We start from the raw sequence: 16,570 nt of genomic DNA, 5'->3' as shown, positions 1-16,570 counted from the left end.
GTCATTTTCTGCGTGCGTAAGTATAACACCCTGACAAAAAATGTGCCGAAAACATTCTGCTATCCTGCGGGCGTAAAAAGAGTTTGCGGTACCCAGCAGCGTTTTTCGAGCGGCAACGGGCGAAGCTCAGCCAGGTGTTGTAAATAATCACGGCGCGGGATTTCGACCGCGCCCAGCGACGCGGTGTGCGGGTTGAGCACCTGACAATCAATCAGCCTGCCGCCCTGCGCGACAAAGTAGTCGCAAAACACCACCAACGCGGTTTTCGAGGCGTTCTCACGGCGGCTGAACATCGATTCGCCGCAAAACAGTGCGCCCTGCGCCACGCCATACATGCCGCCCACGAGCGTATCGTCCTGCCAGACTTCAACAGAGTGCGCATGGCCCAGTTCATGCAGGCGCTGCCAGGCGATCACCACATCGTTGGTTATCCAGGTGCCGTCGTCACGGTCGCTGGCGCAGCCCTGGATCACAGCGTTAAACGCGTGATTCAGCGTCACGCGATAGGGCGAACGGCGGTGAAAGCGCTTCATGCTGCGGCTGATGTGTAGCCGCTCAGGCCAGATCACCGCGCGGGGGTCCGGGGACCACCACAAGATCGGGTCTCCCGGCGAGAACCACGGAAAAATGCCCTGCTGATAGGCCATCATCAGACGAGCGGGGCTGAGATCCCCGCCTAATGCCAGTAAGCCGTTAGGTTCACGTAACGCCCCCTCAGGCGAGGGAAAAGCAATCGAATGACGAGAAAGCTGCACCAGACGCATCACAACGGCGCTCCATGACAACAGTGTCAAATATCAATCAATGATAGTGTACTGAACGCGCACGAAACTGATAATAACGTCCCTGCTGCGCCAGTAATTCCTTGTGACTACCTTGCTCAGTAATCTGCCCGTTGTCCATGACAATGATGCGATCGAACGCCGTCAGCCCCTGCAGGCGGTGGGTCACCATCAGCAGCGTTTTTTGTGCGGCGACTTCTTTTACCAGAGCGAGTATCTGACGCTCGGTTTCGGCATCCAGCCCTTCCGTCGGTTCATCCAGTAAGAGCATTGGCGCGTCGTGCAGTAGCGCGCGGGCGATGCCGAGACGGCGCAGCTCACCGCCGGAGAGCTGTCGTCCGCCTTCGCCAAGCCAGGCGTTCAGCCCCTCATCATCCAGCAGTTTTTCAAGCCCCACGCGAGCGAGTACTGCGCCGAGTGCGGCGTCATCGGCCTGCGGTGCGGCGAGGAGGAGGTTGTCGCGAAGCGTGGCGCTGAAGAGATGCACACGCTGTGGCACGACGCTCATGGTGGCGCGCAGCGCGGCTTCGCGGTAACCGGTGATGGAGATGCCATCAAGCATCACGTCGCCGGAAGTCGGGTCCCAGGCGCGGGTGATAAGCTGCAACAGCGTCGATTTACCACAGCCGGTGCGCCCGAGAATCGCGATATGCTCGCCCGGTGCGACGTCTAGCGTAATATCGCGCAGCGCAGGCTGCGGCTGGCCCGGGTAACTGAAGCTCACGTTACGCAGCGACAGCGAGGCCTCACGCGGCGCATCTTTGCCCGACTCTGCAAAGGTGATGTCAGCAGGCTGATCAATGACGTCGCTCACGCGACGCGCGGAGGCGATAACCTGACCAAGATGCTGGAACGCGCCGCCGACTGGCGCGAGCGCTTCAAAGGCGGCCAGCGCGCAGAAGACAAACAGCGCGATAAGCGAACCCGGCGTGCTGTTGCCACCAACGCCGCCTGCGGCCATCCAGAGGATCAGTACGACCGTCATGCCGCTAATCAGCGTCATCATCGCCTGCGAAAGCGCTGTCAGCCCGGCCTGGCGGCGCTGCGCCTCGTGCCAGACTTGTTCGGTTGTATCCAGCTGTTCGCGATAACGCCCGGCCGCGCCGAAAATCGACAGTTCCGCCTGACCCTGCAACCAGCCGGTCAGCTGCTGGCGATAGCTGGCGCGAAGCATCGTCAGCGCTTCGCCCACCGGTCGACCGGCACGATAGAAGAGGGGAGGGAGCAGCAGCAGCGTCGCCAGCATGATCCCGCCGAGCGTCAGCGCCAGCGTCACATCCAACAGGCTTAAGCCAAGCGTCACGACCGCGATAACCGCAAGCGCGCCGATGAGCGGTGAAATCACGCGCAAATAGAGGTGATCCAGCGTATCGACATCCGCCACCAGACGATTCAACAGTTCGCCCTGACGAAAACGCGCGAGCCCGGACGGAGAAAGCGGCAGCAGGCGGCTGAAGGTATAGACGCGCAAGTGTTCAAGCACGCGGAACGTGCCTTCGTGGCTCACCAGACGCTCGAAATAACGCCCGGCGGTGCGGATAATCGCCGCTCCGCGCACGCCAGCGGCAGGCAGCATATAGTTAAAGCTGTACAGGCCAGCCATGCCTACGACTGCGGAGGCGGAGAGGAACCAGCCGGAGAGCGTCAGCAGGCCGATGCTGGCGAGCAGCGTCACGATAGCCAGCACGACGCCGAGCGACAGCAGCCATTTATGGCGTTTGCAGAGCGCCAGATAGGGAAGTAACGCGCGCATTTAAATCTCCTCCTGACGGTGCGCCAGCAGCGCCGCGAAATAACCATCGGCCTCGCTGAGCGTGGCGACGTCGCCGCGCTCCACGATGCGCCCGTCGCGCATTACCCAGACTTCATCCCAGGCGGCGATATCATCAATCTGGTGTGTGACCATAAGCGTGGTCTGCGCCAGCGACGCGGTCTCCAGCGCCTGCATCACGCGGCGCTCGCTACCAGCATCGAGGCTTGCGGAAGGCTCATCCAGCAACAGCAAACGGCACGGCGTCAACAGCGCACGGGCAACCGCCACGCGCTGCGCCTGGCCCACAGAGAGGCCGGAGGACTGATCGCCAATCGGCGTGTCAACGCCCTGCGCCAGCAGCGGTAAGAATTCGCTCACCCAGGCTTTATCCAGCGCCGCATGGAGCTGCGCGTCGCTCGCCTCGGGATCGGCCAGTAAAACATTTTCTTTAAGCGTTCCGGCAGGCAGCTGCGGGTTTTGTCCCACCCAGCTCAACTGACGCCGCCAGCTTTCCGGCTCCAGCTCTCGCAGTTCAACACCGTTAACGCGCAGCGAGCCTTCATAGGGCAGAAACCCGGCCAGCAGGTTTAAAAGCGAGCTTTTCCCCGCGCCGCTTTGCCCCACCAGCGCCACGCGTTTGCCCGCGGGCAGCGTGAAATTCAGCGGCCCGGCGAGACGTTTCCCTTGCGGCGAAAGAATGGTCAGGCCCTGTGCCTCAAGCGAAATCGGCTCGCAGCCGGGAAGCTCCAGTGTGCCTTTCTCAGCATGCTGAATCGGGGTTTCAAGGAACGTTTTCAGGCTATCCGCCGCACCGACAGCTTGCGCTTTGGCATGATAAAAGGTGCCGAGATCGCGCAGCGGCTGGAAAAATTCCGGTGCCAGAATCAGCGCCAGGAAACCGGCGAACAGCGTCACGCCGGTGCCGTAATGGCCGAAATTCAGCTCGCCCAGATAAGAGAAGCCGAAATAGACCGCCACCAGTGCAATGGAAAGCGAGGTAAAAAACTCCAGCACGCCGGAGGAGAGGAACGCGAGGCGCAATACTTCCATGGTGCGCTTGCGAAAATCCTGCGAGGCGGCCTGAATGTTGTGCGTTTCCGCTGCGCCGCGGTTGAAAAGACGCAGGGTTTCCATACCGCGAAGGCGGTCAAGGAAGTTGCCGCTCAGGCGCGCCAGCGCCTGGAAATTACGCCGGTTGGCATCGGCGGCACCCATGCCGACCATCGCCATAAACAGCGGGATCAGCGGCGCGGTGCCAAGCAGGATCAGCGCCGCTGCCCAGTTATAAGGAAAAATAGCGAGCACAATCAGCAGCGGCACGCTCGCCGCCAGCGCCATTTGTGGCAGGTAGCGGGCGTAAAAATCGTGCATATCGTCAATCTGCTCAAGGATAAGCGTCGCCCAGCTACCGGCGGGTTTCCCCTGGATCCAGGCAGGCCCGGCCTCCTGAAGGCGGTTCATCACCTGCTGGCGAATGCGGGCGCGGATATGTTGCCCGGCGTGAAACCCGACTTTTTCGCGCAGCCATACCACCCAGGCCCGCAGCACAAAGACCAGAATCAACAGCACAAACGGCAGCAGCAGCGCCTCACGAGGGATACCTTTGATTATCAGATCGTTAAGGAGATCGGCCAGCAGCCAGGCCTGCGCGACGATAAGCAAACCGCTCACCACGCCAAGCAGGCGCGACAGGCTGAGCCAGCGGCGGGAGATAACACTTTGCTGTTTAAGCCAGCGGGTCAGTTCTTGTTGACGGGTTTTATTCATTGCATGCACTGAGCAGTAAAATCCAGAGTGCTCGCCGCAAGGCGAGAGAGCAGGCAATGTTACAACGGGGATAAAAGAAAGGCGACTGATTCGTCGCCTTGTTTAACGTGCGGAATTAGCTCTGCTTTTCAGCAAGACCGTCAAGATAGCGTTCGGCATCCAGCGCGGCCATACAGCCGGTGCCGGCGGAGGTGATCGCCTGACGGTAAATATGATCCATCACATCGCCTGCGGCGAAGACGCCCGGAATGCTGGTCTGGGTTGCGTTACCGTGGATACCGGACTGCACTTTGATGTAGCCGTTCTCAAGCTCCAGCTGGCCTTCAAAAATCGCGGTGTTCGGGCTGTGGCCGATCGCGACGAACAGGCCTGCGACATCCAGCGTCTCGACGTTTTCCGGGTTTACGGTGTCGCGCAGACGCAGACCGCTGACGCCCATCTGGTCGCCGGTCACTTCTTCCAGCGTGCGGTGGGTGTGCAGCACGATGTTGCCGCTTTCCACTTTATCCATCAGGCGTTTCACCAGGATTTTCTCGGCGCGGAAAGTATCGCGGCGGTGGATCAGGTGTACTTCAGAGGCGATATTCGCCAGATACAGCGCTTCTTCAACCGCAGTATTGCCGCCGCCGATAACTGCGACTTTCTGGTTGCGGTAGAAGAACCCGTCACAGGTGGCGCAGGCGGAGACGCCGCGGCCTTTATAGGCTTCTTCAGACGGCAGGCCCAGATAACGCGCGGAGGCGCCGGTGGCGATGATAAGCGCGTCACAGGTGTATTCGCCGCTGTCGCCGATAAGACGGAACGGACGGTTTTGCAGATCGACCTTGTTGATATGGTCGAAAAGAATTTCTGTTTCAAACTTCGCGGCATGCTCGTGCATGCGTTCCATCAACAGCGGACCGGTCAGATCGTGCGGGTCGCCCGGCCAGTTCTCCACTTCAGTGGTGGTGGTCAACTGACCGCCTTTTTCCATCCCGGTAATCAGAACCGGCTTCAGGTTGGCGCGCGCCGCGTAGACCGCAGCGGTGTATCCCGCCGGGCCGGAGCCAAGAATTAACAGCTTACTGTGTTTAGCCGTGCCCATGAGATCCTCATTGTTGTTGGCAGACAATGGGCTGGATTGTAGGGAATTTACGGGGCTAAAAAAAGAGTGTGGCAATTTTGTTAACGATTCATGCAATAGCTGCGGCCGATAGCGTCATTATTTTTACTGATTAAAAAGCGCGGCATATAAGGCAGTAAAATGAGGAATAATCGCCGCTCGCAACCAGTCTCTGGCACGTTCTACTAAAAATCGATGTTTTGCTTTGACAATCCCCTGCGCTTTTGCGAAAACATTCGAGGAAGAAAAAAGGGTTGGCTTTGGTTGCCGCGCATTCTGGCGCAAGCTTGTGCCAATTTCCGGGCTATTGAAATTCACGCATGGCGTGGACAGACGCCATACGTAATGTCGATAGCTGCCAGTGGGCAACGGTCTTCTAACTGACGCCCTGAACAGTGAAGTGCAACGGGTAATGGCAGGTGTAGGGAAGGAATACAGAGAGACAATAATAATGGTAGATAGCAAGAAGCGCCCTGGCAAAGATCTCGACCGTATCGATCGTAACATTCTTAATGAGCTGCAAAAGGATGGGCGCATTTCTAACGTCGAGCTTTCAAAAAGAGTGGGTCTTTCACCGACGCCGTGCTTAGAGCGCGTTCGTCGCCTGGAACGACAGGGTTTTATTCAGGGCTATACGGCTCTGCTAAACCCGCATTATCTGGATGCCTCACTTCTGGTATTTGTTGAGATTACTCTGAATCGTGGCGCGCCGGATGTGTTTGAGCAGTTCAATGCTGCTGTACAAAAGCTGGAAGAAATTCAGGAGTGCCATCTGGTTTCGGGCGATTTCGACTACCTGTTGAAAACCCGTGTGCCGGATATGTCCGCGTACCGTAAGCTGTTGGGCGAGACCCTGCTACGTCTGCCGGGCGTGAACGACACCCGTACTTACGTCGTCATGGAAGAAGTGAAGCAGAGTAATCGTCTGGTCATTAAAACCCGCTAACACAGAACAGGTGCAAACCGGGCGTAGTTTGATTACACTCCTGTTAATCCATACAGCAGCAGTGGCGGGGTTTCTCGCCACTGCTGTCCGTTTTACCTCATGGACCTGGAGAGCCTGTCTTGAGCCAGGAATACACCGAAGACAAAGAAGTCACACTCACTAAATTAAGCAGCGGGCGACGACTGCTCGAGGCGCTGCTGATCCTTGTGGTGCTGTTTGCCGTCTGGCTGATGGCCGCCCTGTTAAGCTTTAATCCTTCCGATCCGAGCTGGTCACAAACGGCCTGGCATGAGCCTATCCATAATCTGGGCGGCGCGCCTGGCGCGTGGCTTGCGGACACGCTGTTCTTTATTTTCGGCGTGATGGCCTACACCATTCCTGTGATCATGGTGGGCGGCTGCTGGTTTGCCTGGCGTCAGCGCGGCAACGAAGATTACATCGACTATTTCGCCGTGGCGCTGCGCTTGATAGGCGTACTGGCGCTCATCCTGACTTCCTGCGGACTGGCGGCGATTAACGCCGACGATATCTGGTATTTCGCCTCCGGCGGCGTGATTGGCAGCCTGCTCAGCACCGCGCTTCAGCCGATGCTCAACAGCAGCGGCGGCACCATCGCGCTGCTCTGCGTCTGGGCAGCAGGGCTGACGCTCTTTACCGGCTGGTCCTGGGTCAGCATCGCAGAGAAAATCGGCAGCGCCGTGCTTACCGTACTGACGTTCGCCAGCAACCGTACCCGCCGTGACGACACCTGGCAGGATGAAGACGATTACGAAGACGATGAAGAGCACGACGAATATGAAGAGGATGAGCGTGAGCTGAAGCCAGCGAAAGGAGAATCCCGTCGCGCGCGTATTCTTCGTGGCGCTTTAGCCCGCCGTCAGCGGCTGGCAGACAAATTCAGCAACCCTGTCGCCCGTAAAACCGACGCCGCGCTCTTTTCGGGCAAGCGGATGGATGACGCCGACGAGGTACAATACAGTGTGCGCGGCACGCCGGCTGATGCCGACGATGTGCTGTTCTCCGGCCATAAAGTGACCGAGCCGGACGCGTTTTATGATGAAAACGACCCGCTGCTGAATGGCCATTCGATTGCCGACCCGGCCGCCGTTGCAGCGGCTGCCACACCGGTTGCGCCGGTCTGGGCATCTGCGCAAACGGCAATGCCGTCTGAAGCGGTAAGCGTTCAGGCACCGGACGTCGCGCCTGAAATTGAATGGCATTCCGCGCCTTCTGCGCCGCAATCGCATCCGGGGATTGCCCCGGAGCCGGATTACTATGCGCCGTCACAGCCACCTGTCGCACAACCCCCAGTACAGGAAGAAGAGTACTGGCAACCCGCGCAGCACAGCGCGCCGGTAACGCCTGCTTATCAACCTGCGCAACAGCCTCATCAGCCGCAGCCGTATCAGGCGCAGCCCTCTCCTACGCAGGCATATCAGCAACCACCGCATGATCCTTATGCACAGCCGCAGGGTGGCCAGTACGCGCCAGAGCCTTATGTACCTGCGCAGGAGCCTTATGCGCCGGCATCGCAAACGCCTTACGCTGCGCCAGACCCGTATGCCCCGGCTCATGAAACTGCGCCGGTGCACGAGCCAGAGCCCGTTGCACCGCCGGAAGAGGTCAAACCCGCGCGTCCGCCGCTCTATCATTTCGAAGAAGTGGAAGCCCAGCGCGCTCGTGAACGCGAACAACTGGCCGCGTGGTATCAGCCGATTCCTGAGCCGGAAGAGCTTACCCGTAAACCAGAGCCAGTCCGCGCACCAGACCCCGCGCCTGCCGCGCCTTCAGCATCGGTTTCTGATACCGCTGGTACCGCCGCGTCTGGCCTGAACGTAGCCGCACAGGCGACTGTCGCTGCGGCGGCTGCTCAGGCTGCATCGCAGGCAACGTCTGCAGCAGCGCAAACCGCCGGCCTCGCCTTTACCCCGGCGGCCAGCGAAGCACCGCGTCCGCAGGTGAAAGAGGGCATTGGCCCGCAGCTGCCGCGCCCGAACCGCGTTCGTGTGCCGACGCGTCGTGAGCTTGCCTCTTATGGCATCAAACTGCCTTCCCAGCGAATGGCCGAAGAGCGCGCCCGTGAAGAAGCGGAGCGTCGTATGGCGCAACAGCAGCAGGGCGTTTCTGAAGAAGAAGCCGATGCGATGTATCAGGACGAGCTGGCGCGCCAGTTTGCCGCGTCCCAGCAGCAGCGTTACGGCGAAACGTATCAGGCAGAGATGAGCCCGGAAGAGGAAGAAGCCGCTGAACAGGCTGAGCTGGCACGTCAGTTTGCCGCGTCTCAGCAGCAGCGCTATTCTGCGCCGCAACCGTCTGGCGCTGCGCCGTTTATGCCTGATGACATTGCGCTTTCGCCGATGAAAGCACTGGTTAATGACGGCCCGAGCGAGCCGCTGTTTATGCCAGAGCCTGTCGAGCCTGAGCCGTATCGCCCCGCACATCAACCGCAGCAACATTCTCAGCCGGCGCAACAGCCACACACGCACGTTGCGCAGCCCGCAGCGCCCGCGCAAAGCTACGTGCAGCCGCAAGGTTATGTGCCGCAGCCTCAGGCACCGCAGGGCTATGCCCAACCTGCTGCCACGCATCAGCCTCAGATGCAACCACAGTCTGTGGTACCGACTCAGGGTTATCAGGCGCCTTCCGCGCCCGCTCAGGGCTATCAGGCTCAGCCTCCGGTTGCGCCTGTGCAGCCTCAACAGCCAGCGGCACCGGCAACGCCGCCGCGTGACAGCCTGATCCATCCGCTGCTGATGCGTAATGGCGAAGAGCTGCCGAAGCATAAGCCGTCTACGCCGCTGCCGTCGCTGGATCTGCTGACGTCGCCGCCAGCGGAAGTGGAGCCGGTGGATACCTTTGCTCTGGAGCAAATGGCGCGTCTGGTGGAGGCGCGTCTCGCCGATTTCCGCATTAAAGCGGATGTGGTGAACTACTCGCCAGGCCCGGTTATTACCCGCTTCGAGCTGAATCTGGCACCGGGCGTTAAGGCTGCGCGTATTTCTAACCTGTCGCGCGACCTGGCGCGTTCGCTCTCCACCGTTGCGGTGCGCGTGGTGGAAGTGATCCCCGGTAAGCCGTATGTCGGCCTTGAGCTGCCAAACAAAAAACGTCAGACCGTCTACCTGCGCGAAGTGCTGGACTGCGCGAAATTCCGCGAGAATCCTTCACCGCTGAGCGTGGTGCTGGGGAAAGATATCGCTGGTGAGCCGGTCGTGGCCGATCTTGCGAAAATGCCGCACCTGCTGGTGGCGGGTACCACCGGTTCCGGTAAGTCGGTGGGCGTTAACGCCATGATCCTGAGCATGCTCTACAAAGCGACGCCGGAAGATGTGCGCTTTATCATGATCGACCCGAAAATGCTGGAACTGTCAGTATATGAAGGCATTCCACATCTTCTGACCGAAGTGGTCACCGACATGAAAGACGCCGCCAACGCGCTGCGCTGGAGCGTGAATGAAATGGAGCGCCGTTACAAGCTCATGTCGGCGCTCGGCGTGCGTAATCTTGCCGGTTATAACGAGAAGATCGCCGAAGCGAAACGCATGGGCCGCCCGATCCCGGATCCGTACTGGAAACCAGGTGACAGCATGGATGCCACCCATCCGGTGCTGGAAAAACTGCCGTATATCGTGGTGCTGGTGGATGAATTTGCCGATCTGATGATGACGGTCGGTAAAAAAGTCGAAGAGCTGATTGCGCGTCTCGCGCAGAAGGCGCGTGCGGCGGGTATCCACCTGGTGCTGGCGACGCAGCGTCCTTCCGTGGATGTCATCACCGGTCTGATTAAAGCCAACATTCCGACGCGTATCGCGTTTACCGTGTCCAGCAAAATCGACTCCCGCACCATTCTCGATCAGGGCGGCGCGGAATCGCTGTTGGGGATGGGGGATATGCTCTACTCCGGCCCGAACTCCTCCATGCCGGTTCGCGTTCACGGTGCCTTCGTGCGTGATGAAGAAGTTCATGCCGTCGTGCAGGACTGGAAAGCGCGCGGGCGTCCACAGTATGTCGACGGCATCACTTCCGATAGCGAAAGCGAGGGCGGTGGCGGCGGCTTCGACGGCGGCGAAGAGCTGGATCCGCTGTTCGATCAGGCCGTCTCGTTTGTGGTGGAAAAACGTAAAGCGTCGATTTCCGGCGTACAGCGTCAATTTCGCATCGGCTACAACCGCGCGGCGCGCATTATCGAACAGATGGAAATGCAGGGCATCGTCAGCGAGCAGGGCCATAACGGCAACCGCGAAGTGCTGGCACCGCCGCCGTTTGAGTAACCGTTCTTTTCCCTGCGCGTGCGGTATGTGACCGTGCGCGCAGGGCTTCACGCTCATCACGATTCTGAAAAGATGGGTAAATTACCAAAAAATCAGGTTTTTCTTCTGTCGAAAATGTCAGCCTTATGGCTACAGTTAGGGACAGTAAGCGATCCCGTACTGGGGTCGGTCGTATTCTGAGGGATAACAATGAAAAAAATCGCCGTTACCTGTGCTTTGCTTTCCGCGTTTGCCGTATCGTCCGTCTGGGCGGATGCCGCAGGCGATTTGAAAAGCCGCCTTGATAAAGTCAGCAGCTTCCACGCCAGCTTCACCCAGAAAGTGACCGATGGCAGCGGTGCCGCCGTTCAGGAAGGTCAGGGCGATCTGTGGGTCAAACGTCCGAATCTTTTCAACTGGCATATGACCCAGCCGGATGAAAGCGTGCTGATCTCCGATGGCAAAACGCTGTGGTTCTATAACCCGTTTGTTGAACAGGCGAGCGCGACCTGGCTGAAAGACGCGACCAGCAATACGCCGTTTATGCTGATTGCGCGTAACCAGAGCAGTGACTGGCAGCAATACAATATTAAGCAAAACGGCGATGATTTTGTGCTGACGCCAAAATCAGCCAGCGGCAACCTGAAGCAGTTCACCATTAACGTGAGCCGCGACGGCACCATCAATCAGTTCAGCGCCGTCGAACAGGACGACCAGCGCAGCAGCTATCAGCTGAAATCTCAGCAGAATGGCGCTGTGGATATGAGCAAATTTACCTTTACGCCGCCGCAGGGCGTAACGGTGGATGACCAGCGTAATAAGTAAGCCGAGGTCCGGGTGGGCAATCTTTCGCTCGATTTTTCCGATAATACCTTTCAGCCACTGGCCGCGCGTATGCGGCCAGAAAATCTGGCGCAGTACATCGGGCAGCAGCATCTGCTGGCGCCCGGTAAGCCACTCCCCCGCGCCATCGAAGCCGGGCATCTCCACTCGATGATCCTTTGGGGGCCGCCTGGCACTGGTAAAACGACACTGGCCGAAGTGATTGGCCGCTATGCGAACGCTGATGTGGAGCGTATTTCGGCGGTGACATCCGGCGTGAAAGAGATCCGTGAGGCTATCGAGCGCGCCCGCCAGAATCGCAACGCGGGCCGCCGCACGATTTTGTTCGTTGACGAAGTGCATCGCTTTAACAAAAGCCAGCAGGACGCTTTCCTGCCGCATATCGAAGACGGCACCATTACGTTTATTGGCGCGACAACGGAAAACCCGTCGTTTGAGTTGAATTCCGCGCTGCTTTCACGCGCGCGTGTCTATCTCCTGAAATCGCTGACGGTGGAGGACATCGAACAGGTATTGACCCAGGCGATGACCGACCGTGAGCGCGGCTACGGCGGACAGGATATCGTCTTACCGGATGAAACCCGCCTCGCGATTGCCGAGCTGGTCAACGGTGACGCGCGCCGCGCGCTAAATACGCTGGAAATGATGGCCGATATGGCACCCACCGACGACAACGGCAAACGGGTGCTCAGGCCCGAACTGCTGACGGAAATCGCCGGTGAGCGCAGCGCTCGCTTTGATAATAAAGGCGACCGTTTTTACGATCTGATCTCCGCGCTGCATAAATCAGTGCGCGGCTCAGCGCCCGATGCAGCACTCTACTGGTATGCGCGTATTATCAGCGCGGGCGGCGATCCGCTGTATGTCGCGCGGCGCTGTCTGGCCATCGCCTCTGAAGATGTCGGTAACGCCGATCCGCGCGCCATGCAGGTGGCGATTTCCGCGTGGGACTGCTTTACGCGCGTCGGTCCTGCAGAAGGCGAAAGGGCGATTGCGCAGGCGATTGTCTATCTTGCCTGCGCGCCGAAGAGCAACGCGGTTTATACCGCTTTCAAGGCGGCGCTGAAAGATGCCCGTGAGCGCCCGGATTACGATGTGCCGGAACATCTGCGTAACGCCCCGACGAAGCTTATGAAAGAGATGGGCTACGGGAAGGAGTATCGTTATGCGCATGATGAGCCCAACGCCTATGCCGCTGGCGAAGACTATTTCCCCGCCGAAATGGCACAAACGCGCTACTATCATCCCACCAACAGAGGTCTTGAAGGCAAGATTGGCGAAAAGCTAGCCTGGCTTGCTGAGCAGGATCAGAAAAGCCCCACAAAACGCTACCGCTAACGCGATCGTTGCGGTAAGGTTAATCGTTGAATATCAGTGCGACCGCAGGCTGCGGTCGCCTTTCCCTTTTCTTTTTTCGATAAGCACAGGATAAGCATGCTCGATCCCAATCTGCTGCGTACCGAGCCAGACGCAGTCGCAGAAAAACTGGCACGCCGGGGCTTTAAGCTGGATGTAGATAAGCTGGTCGCTCTTGAAGAGCGTCGTAAAGTTCTGCAGGTAAAAACTGAAAATCTGCAGGCTGAACGTAACTCGCGATCGAAATCCATCGGCCAGGCGAAAGCGCGTGGGGAGGATATTGAGCCGCTTCGTCTGGAAGTGAACAAACTCGGCGAAGAGCTTGATGCGGCGAAAAATGAGCTGGATGCGCTGCTTGCGGAAATCCGCGATATCGCGCTGACCCTGCCTAACCTGCCGGATGATGAAGTGCCGCTGGGTAAAGATGACAGCGAAAACGTAGAAGTGAGCCGTTGGGGCACGCCGCGTAAATTCGATTTCGAAATCCGCGATCACGTGACGCTGGGTGAAACGCTGGGCGGTCTGGATTTTGCGAGCGCCGTGAAGCTGACCGGCTCACGTTTTGTGGTTATGAAAGGGCAGATTGCCCGCCTGCACCGCGCGCTGTCGCAGTTTATGCTGGATCTGCATACCGAAGAGCATGGCTATAGCGAAAACTATGTGCCGTATCTGGTGAACCACGACACGCTCTACGGTACGGGCCAATTGCCGAAATTCGCAGGCGATCTGTTCCACACGCGTCCGCTGGAAGAAGAAGCCGACAGTAGCAACTATGCGCTGATCCCGACCGCAGAAGTGCCGCTGACGAACCTCGTGCGCGATGAGATCATCGACGAAGAGTCGCTGCCGATCAAAATGACCGCGCATACGCCGTGCTTCCGCTCTGAAGCGGGTTCTTACGGCCGCGATACCCGTGGTCTTATTCGTATGCACCAGTTCGATAAAGTGGAAATGGTGCAGGTTGTACGTCCGGAAGATTCCATGCAGGCGCTGGAAGAAATGACCGGCCACGCGGAGAAAGTGCTGCAACTGCTCGGTCTTCCGTACCGTAAAGTGCTGCTGTGCTCTGGCGATATGGGCTTCGGCGCGCGTAAAACCTATGACCTGGAAGTCTGGCTTCCGGCGCAGGATACGTACCGCGAAATCTCTTCCTGCTCCAATATGTGGGATTTCCAGGCGCGTCGCATGCAGGCACGCTGCCGCAGCAAGTCTGATAAAAAGACCCGCCTGGTTCACACCCTGAACGGTTCTGGTCTGGCGGTTGGACGTACGCTGGTCGCTGTGCTGGAGAACTATCAGCAGGCGGATGGCCGCATCGAAATTCCTGAAGTGCTGCGTCCGTATATGAAAGGTCTTGAATTCATCGGCTAAGGTGAATCGCCCATTCTTTTAAAAGCGCCTGCGGGCGCTTTTTTCATTTTTAGACCCGCCTCTTTTATAAGAATTATTGATAAATTTTTTCATCGATATCCCCCCGGCATTATTCAGCTAACTTATTATTTTTAATGAATTATGCCAGACGAAAATCATCAGTACCGTAACGGATAAATGAACACTGTTCATCGACAGCCTGTTTCGACCATTAAAGGCGATTTCTGGCAGATTGACTTTGGCGTTGCTGGTGGCATGATGCGCACGAATTCTTACCTTCCTCACGGTTTTATCCATGTCTATCTATACCCGGCCAGTGCTGCTTTTGCTCTGTGGCCTGCTGCTGTTGACCCTGGCGATAGCGGTGTTAAATACGCTCGTACCGCTGTGGCTGGCCCATGACAATTTGCCGACCTGGCAGGTTGGTATGGTCGGCTCGTCTTATTTTACCGGCAACCTGCTGGGCACGCTGATTACCGGCGCGCTTATCAAGCGTTATGGATTTAACCGCAGCTACTATCTCGCCTCGCTGATTTTTGCTGCTGGCTGTGCCGGGCTCGGTATGACGCTCGGTTTCTGGAGCTGGCTTGCGTGGCGTTTTATCGCGGGTGTCGGCTGCGCGATGATTTGGGTGGTCGTGGAAAGCGCGCTGATGTGCAGCGGCACGGCACGTAACCGCGGGCGTCTGCTGGCGGCGTATATGATGGTTTATTATCTGGGCACGGTCGCCGGACAACTGATGGTCAGCAAGCTGCCGACCGACCTGATGAGCGTCCTGCCGTGGGTCACAGGCATGGTGATGGCGGCCATTCTGCCACTGCTCTTTACCCGTATCGTGAACAGCAGCAGCGAGCATCAGGAAAAAACGCACGTCTGGCCAATGTTTAAGCTGCGTCAGGCGCGTCTCGGCGTTAACGGCTGCATTATCTCCGGTATTGTGCTGGGCTCGCTGTATGGTCTGATGCCGCTGTACCTTAACCATCAGGGCGTGAGCGACTCCGGGATCGGCTTCTGGATGGCGGTGATGGTGAGCGCCGGGATTATTGGCCAGTGGCCTATCGGTAAACTGGCTGACCGTTTCGGGCGTCTGCTGGTGTTGCGTGTGCAGGTATTTGTCGTGATAGTGGGCTGCATGGCGATGCTGGCGCAGGCTGCGATGGCACCAGCGCTGTTTGTTCTTGGTGCCGCCGGTTTTACGCTTTACCCGGTTGCGATGGCCTGGGCGTGTGAAAAGGTTGAGCATCACCAACTGGTGGCGATGAATCAGGCGCTGCTGCTGAGCTATACCATCGGCAGTCTGTTAGGGCCGACTTTTACCGCCATGCTGATGCAGAGCTATTCAGACAGCTTACTGTTTGTGATGATTGCCAGCGTATCGTTTGTTTATCTGATGATGCTGATGCGCAAAGCCGGGCATCATCCTACGCCGGTGGCACACGCCTGATAACAAAACGCCCGCATGATGCGGGCGTTGTTTTTAGTACATCACTTTGTGGCCGTACTGCTCAAGAATCCCTTTGACGCGCTCCATCGTTTCCTTTTTCGGTGGTTTCACGCCGTCAAGCTTATACTCTTCGCCCATCGCCACCCATTTATGCTTACCCAGCTCGTGGTAGGGCAGCAGTTCGATTTTCTCGACGTTGCCCATATCGCGGGTAAATTCGCCCAGGCGATGTGCGGAATCATCATCATCAGACCAGCCAGGAACGACGACATAGCGGATCCAGGTTTTGATGCCTTTGGCTGAAATATATTTGGCGAACTCCAGCGTGCGGTGATTAGAGACGCCGACCAGATTCTGGTGGATTTCATCGTTCATCTGCTTGAGATCGAGCATCACCAGATCGGTCACTTCCAGCAGTTCATCGATAACCGGATCGTAGCGACGTACGAAACCGTTGGTATCAAGACAGGTATGAATGCCTTCTTTCTTACAGGCGCGGAACCAGTCGCGGACGAATTCCGCCTGCAGTATCGCCTCGCCGCCGGATGCCGTGACGCCGCCACCGGACGCGTTCATGAAATGCCGGTAGGTCACCACCTCTTTCATCAGTTCTTCAACCGTTATCTCTTTGCCGCCGTGTGTGTCCCAGGTGTCGCGGTTGTGGCAATAGAGGCAACGCATCAGGCAGCCCTGAAAGAAGGTGATAAAGCGGATCCCTGGTCCGTCAACGGTGCCACAGGATTCGTAGGAGTGAATGCGACCAGTAACTGACATTGCGGTGTTATCTCCAGTTCAGGCCCGATGCAACAGGGCCGGGTGAGCGCGGTCTGTGCCGCGTCGAGTCTTTTTTGCGAGATAACTGAAGTATAGTCAGTCGCCTTGCAGAAAAGGCTCATACCGGGGTGGGTTATAAGAAAGGCCCCACAAACGTGGAGCCTTCATTTTACGCATTTTCA

At 58.0% G+C, this 16,570-nt stretch carries 11 protein-coding genes; 6 read left to right on the top strand and 5 right to left on the bottom strand.

Annotated features, from left to right (window positions below; all coding sequences use genetic code 11):
* Positions 1 to 59 precede the first annotated feature (59 nt).
* The 4 genes from aat to trxB form a co-directional block, all read right to left on the bottom strand.
* Positions 60 to 764 (bottom strand): leucyl/phenylalanyl-tRNA--protein transferase, encoded by a 705-nt coding sequence (gene aat / locus G6041_RS08430; protein WP_032990020.1) that lies wholly within the window; start codon positions 762 to 764, stop codon positions 60 to 62.
* A gap of 37 nt (positions 765 to 801) precedes the next feature.
* The gene (gene cydC, locus G6041_RS08425; RefSeq protein ID WP_012125224.1) at positions 802 to 2,535 is read right to left on the bottom strand and encodes a heme ABC transporter ATP-binding protein/permease CydC; all 1,734 of its coding nucleotides are present in this window, start codon (positions 2,533 to 2,535) and stop codon (positions 802 to 804) included.
* On the bottom strand, positions 2,536 to 4,302 hold the full coding sequence (gene cydD / locus G6041_RS08420) for a heme ABC transporter permease/ATP-binding protein CydD (protein ID WP_012125223.1): 1,767 nt from the start codon (positions 4,300 to 4,302) through the stop codon (positions 2,536 to 2,538).
* 115 nt (positions 4,303 to 4,417) lie between these two features.
* Positions 4,418 to 5,386, bottom strand: coding sequence for a thioredoxin-disulfide reductase (gene trxB, locus G6041_RS08415; RefSeq protein ID WP_004386312.1), 969 nt, complete (start codon positions 5,384 to 5,386; stop codon positions 4,418 to 4,420).
* A 469-nt stretch (positions 5,387 to 5,855) separates the two neighbouring features.
* Here trxB and lrp point away from each other — a divergent pair, with 469 nt between their 5' ends.
* The 6 genes from lrp to G6041_RS08385 all read left to right on the top strand — a co-directional run bounded on the left by lrp (position 5,856) and on the right by G6041_RS08385 (position 15,614).
* Positions 5,856 to 6,350, top strand: coding sequence for a leucine-responsive transcriptional regulator Lrp (gene lrp / locus G6041_RS08410; RefSeq protein ID WP_000228469.1), 495 nt, complete (start codon positions 5,856 to 5,858; stop codon positions 6,348 to 6,350).
* Between the two features lie 119 nt (positions 6,351 to 6,469).
* Entirely contained in the window at positions 6,470 to 10,621 is a 4,152-nt protein-coding gene (gene ftsK, locus G6041_RS08405) for a DNA translocase FtsK (RefSeq protein ID WP_012125221.1), read from the top strand.
* Positions 10,622 to 10,810: 189 nt separating this feature from the next.
* A complete protein-coding gene (gene lolA / locus G6041_RS08400; protein ID WP_004387365.1) occupies positions 10,811 to 11,425 on the top strand; it encodes an outer membrane lipoprotein chaperone LolA in 615 nt (204 codons plus the stop codon).
* A gap of 12 nt (positions 11,426 to 11,437) precedes the next feature.
* The gene (gene rarA / locus G6041_RS08395) at positions 11,438 to 12,781 is read left to right on the top strand and encodes a replication-associated recombination protein RarA (RefSeq protein ID WP_041460554.1); all 1,344 of its coding nucleotides are present in this window, start codon (positions 11,438 to 11,440) and stop codon (positions 12,779 to 12,781) included.
* Between the two features lie 96 nt (positions 12,782 to 12,877).
* Positions 12,878 to 14,170, top strand: a complete 1,293-nt coding sequence (gene serS / locus G6041_RS08390; protein ID WP_007866459.1) for a serine--tRNA ligase — start codon at positions 12,878 to 12,880, stop codon at positions 14,168 to 14,170.
* Positions 14,171 to 14,465: 295 nt separating this feature from the next.
* The gene (locus tag G6041_RS08385; protein ID WP_004387362.1) at positions 14,466 to 15,614 is read left to right on the top strand and encodes an MFS transporter; all 1,149 of its coding nucleotides are present in this window, start codon (positions 14,466 to 14,468) and stop codon (positions 15,612 to 15,614) included.
* A 33-nt stretch (positions 15,615 to 15,647) separates the two neighbouring features.
* Here G6041_RS08385 and pflA read toward each other — a convergent pair whose 3' ends face one another.
* Positions 15,648 to 16,388 carry a pyruvate formate lyase 1-activating protein gene (pflA, locus tag G6041_RS08380; protein WP_007782507.1) on the bottom strand — a complete coding sequence of 247 codons (741 nt, stop codon included), beginning with the start codon at positions 16,386 to 16,388 and terminating at the stop codon, positions 15,648 to 15,650.
* Positions 16,389 to 16,570 lie beyond the last annotated feature (182 nt).

It is taken from the genome of Cronobacter sp. HA18003 (assembly GCF_011605905.1).
GTDB lineage: Bacteria > Pseudomonadota > Gammaproteobacteria > Enterobacterales > Enterobacteriaceae > Cronobacter > Cronobacter sakazakii.
Note: the sequence above shows the minus strand (reverse complement) of the source record. Positions and strands in the feature narration are given on the sequence as shown.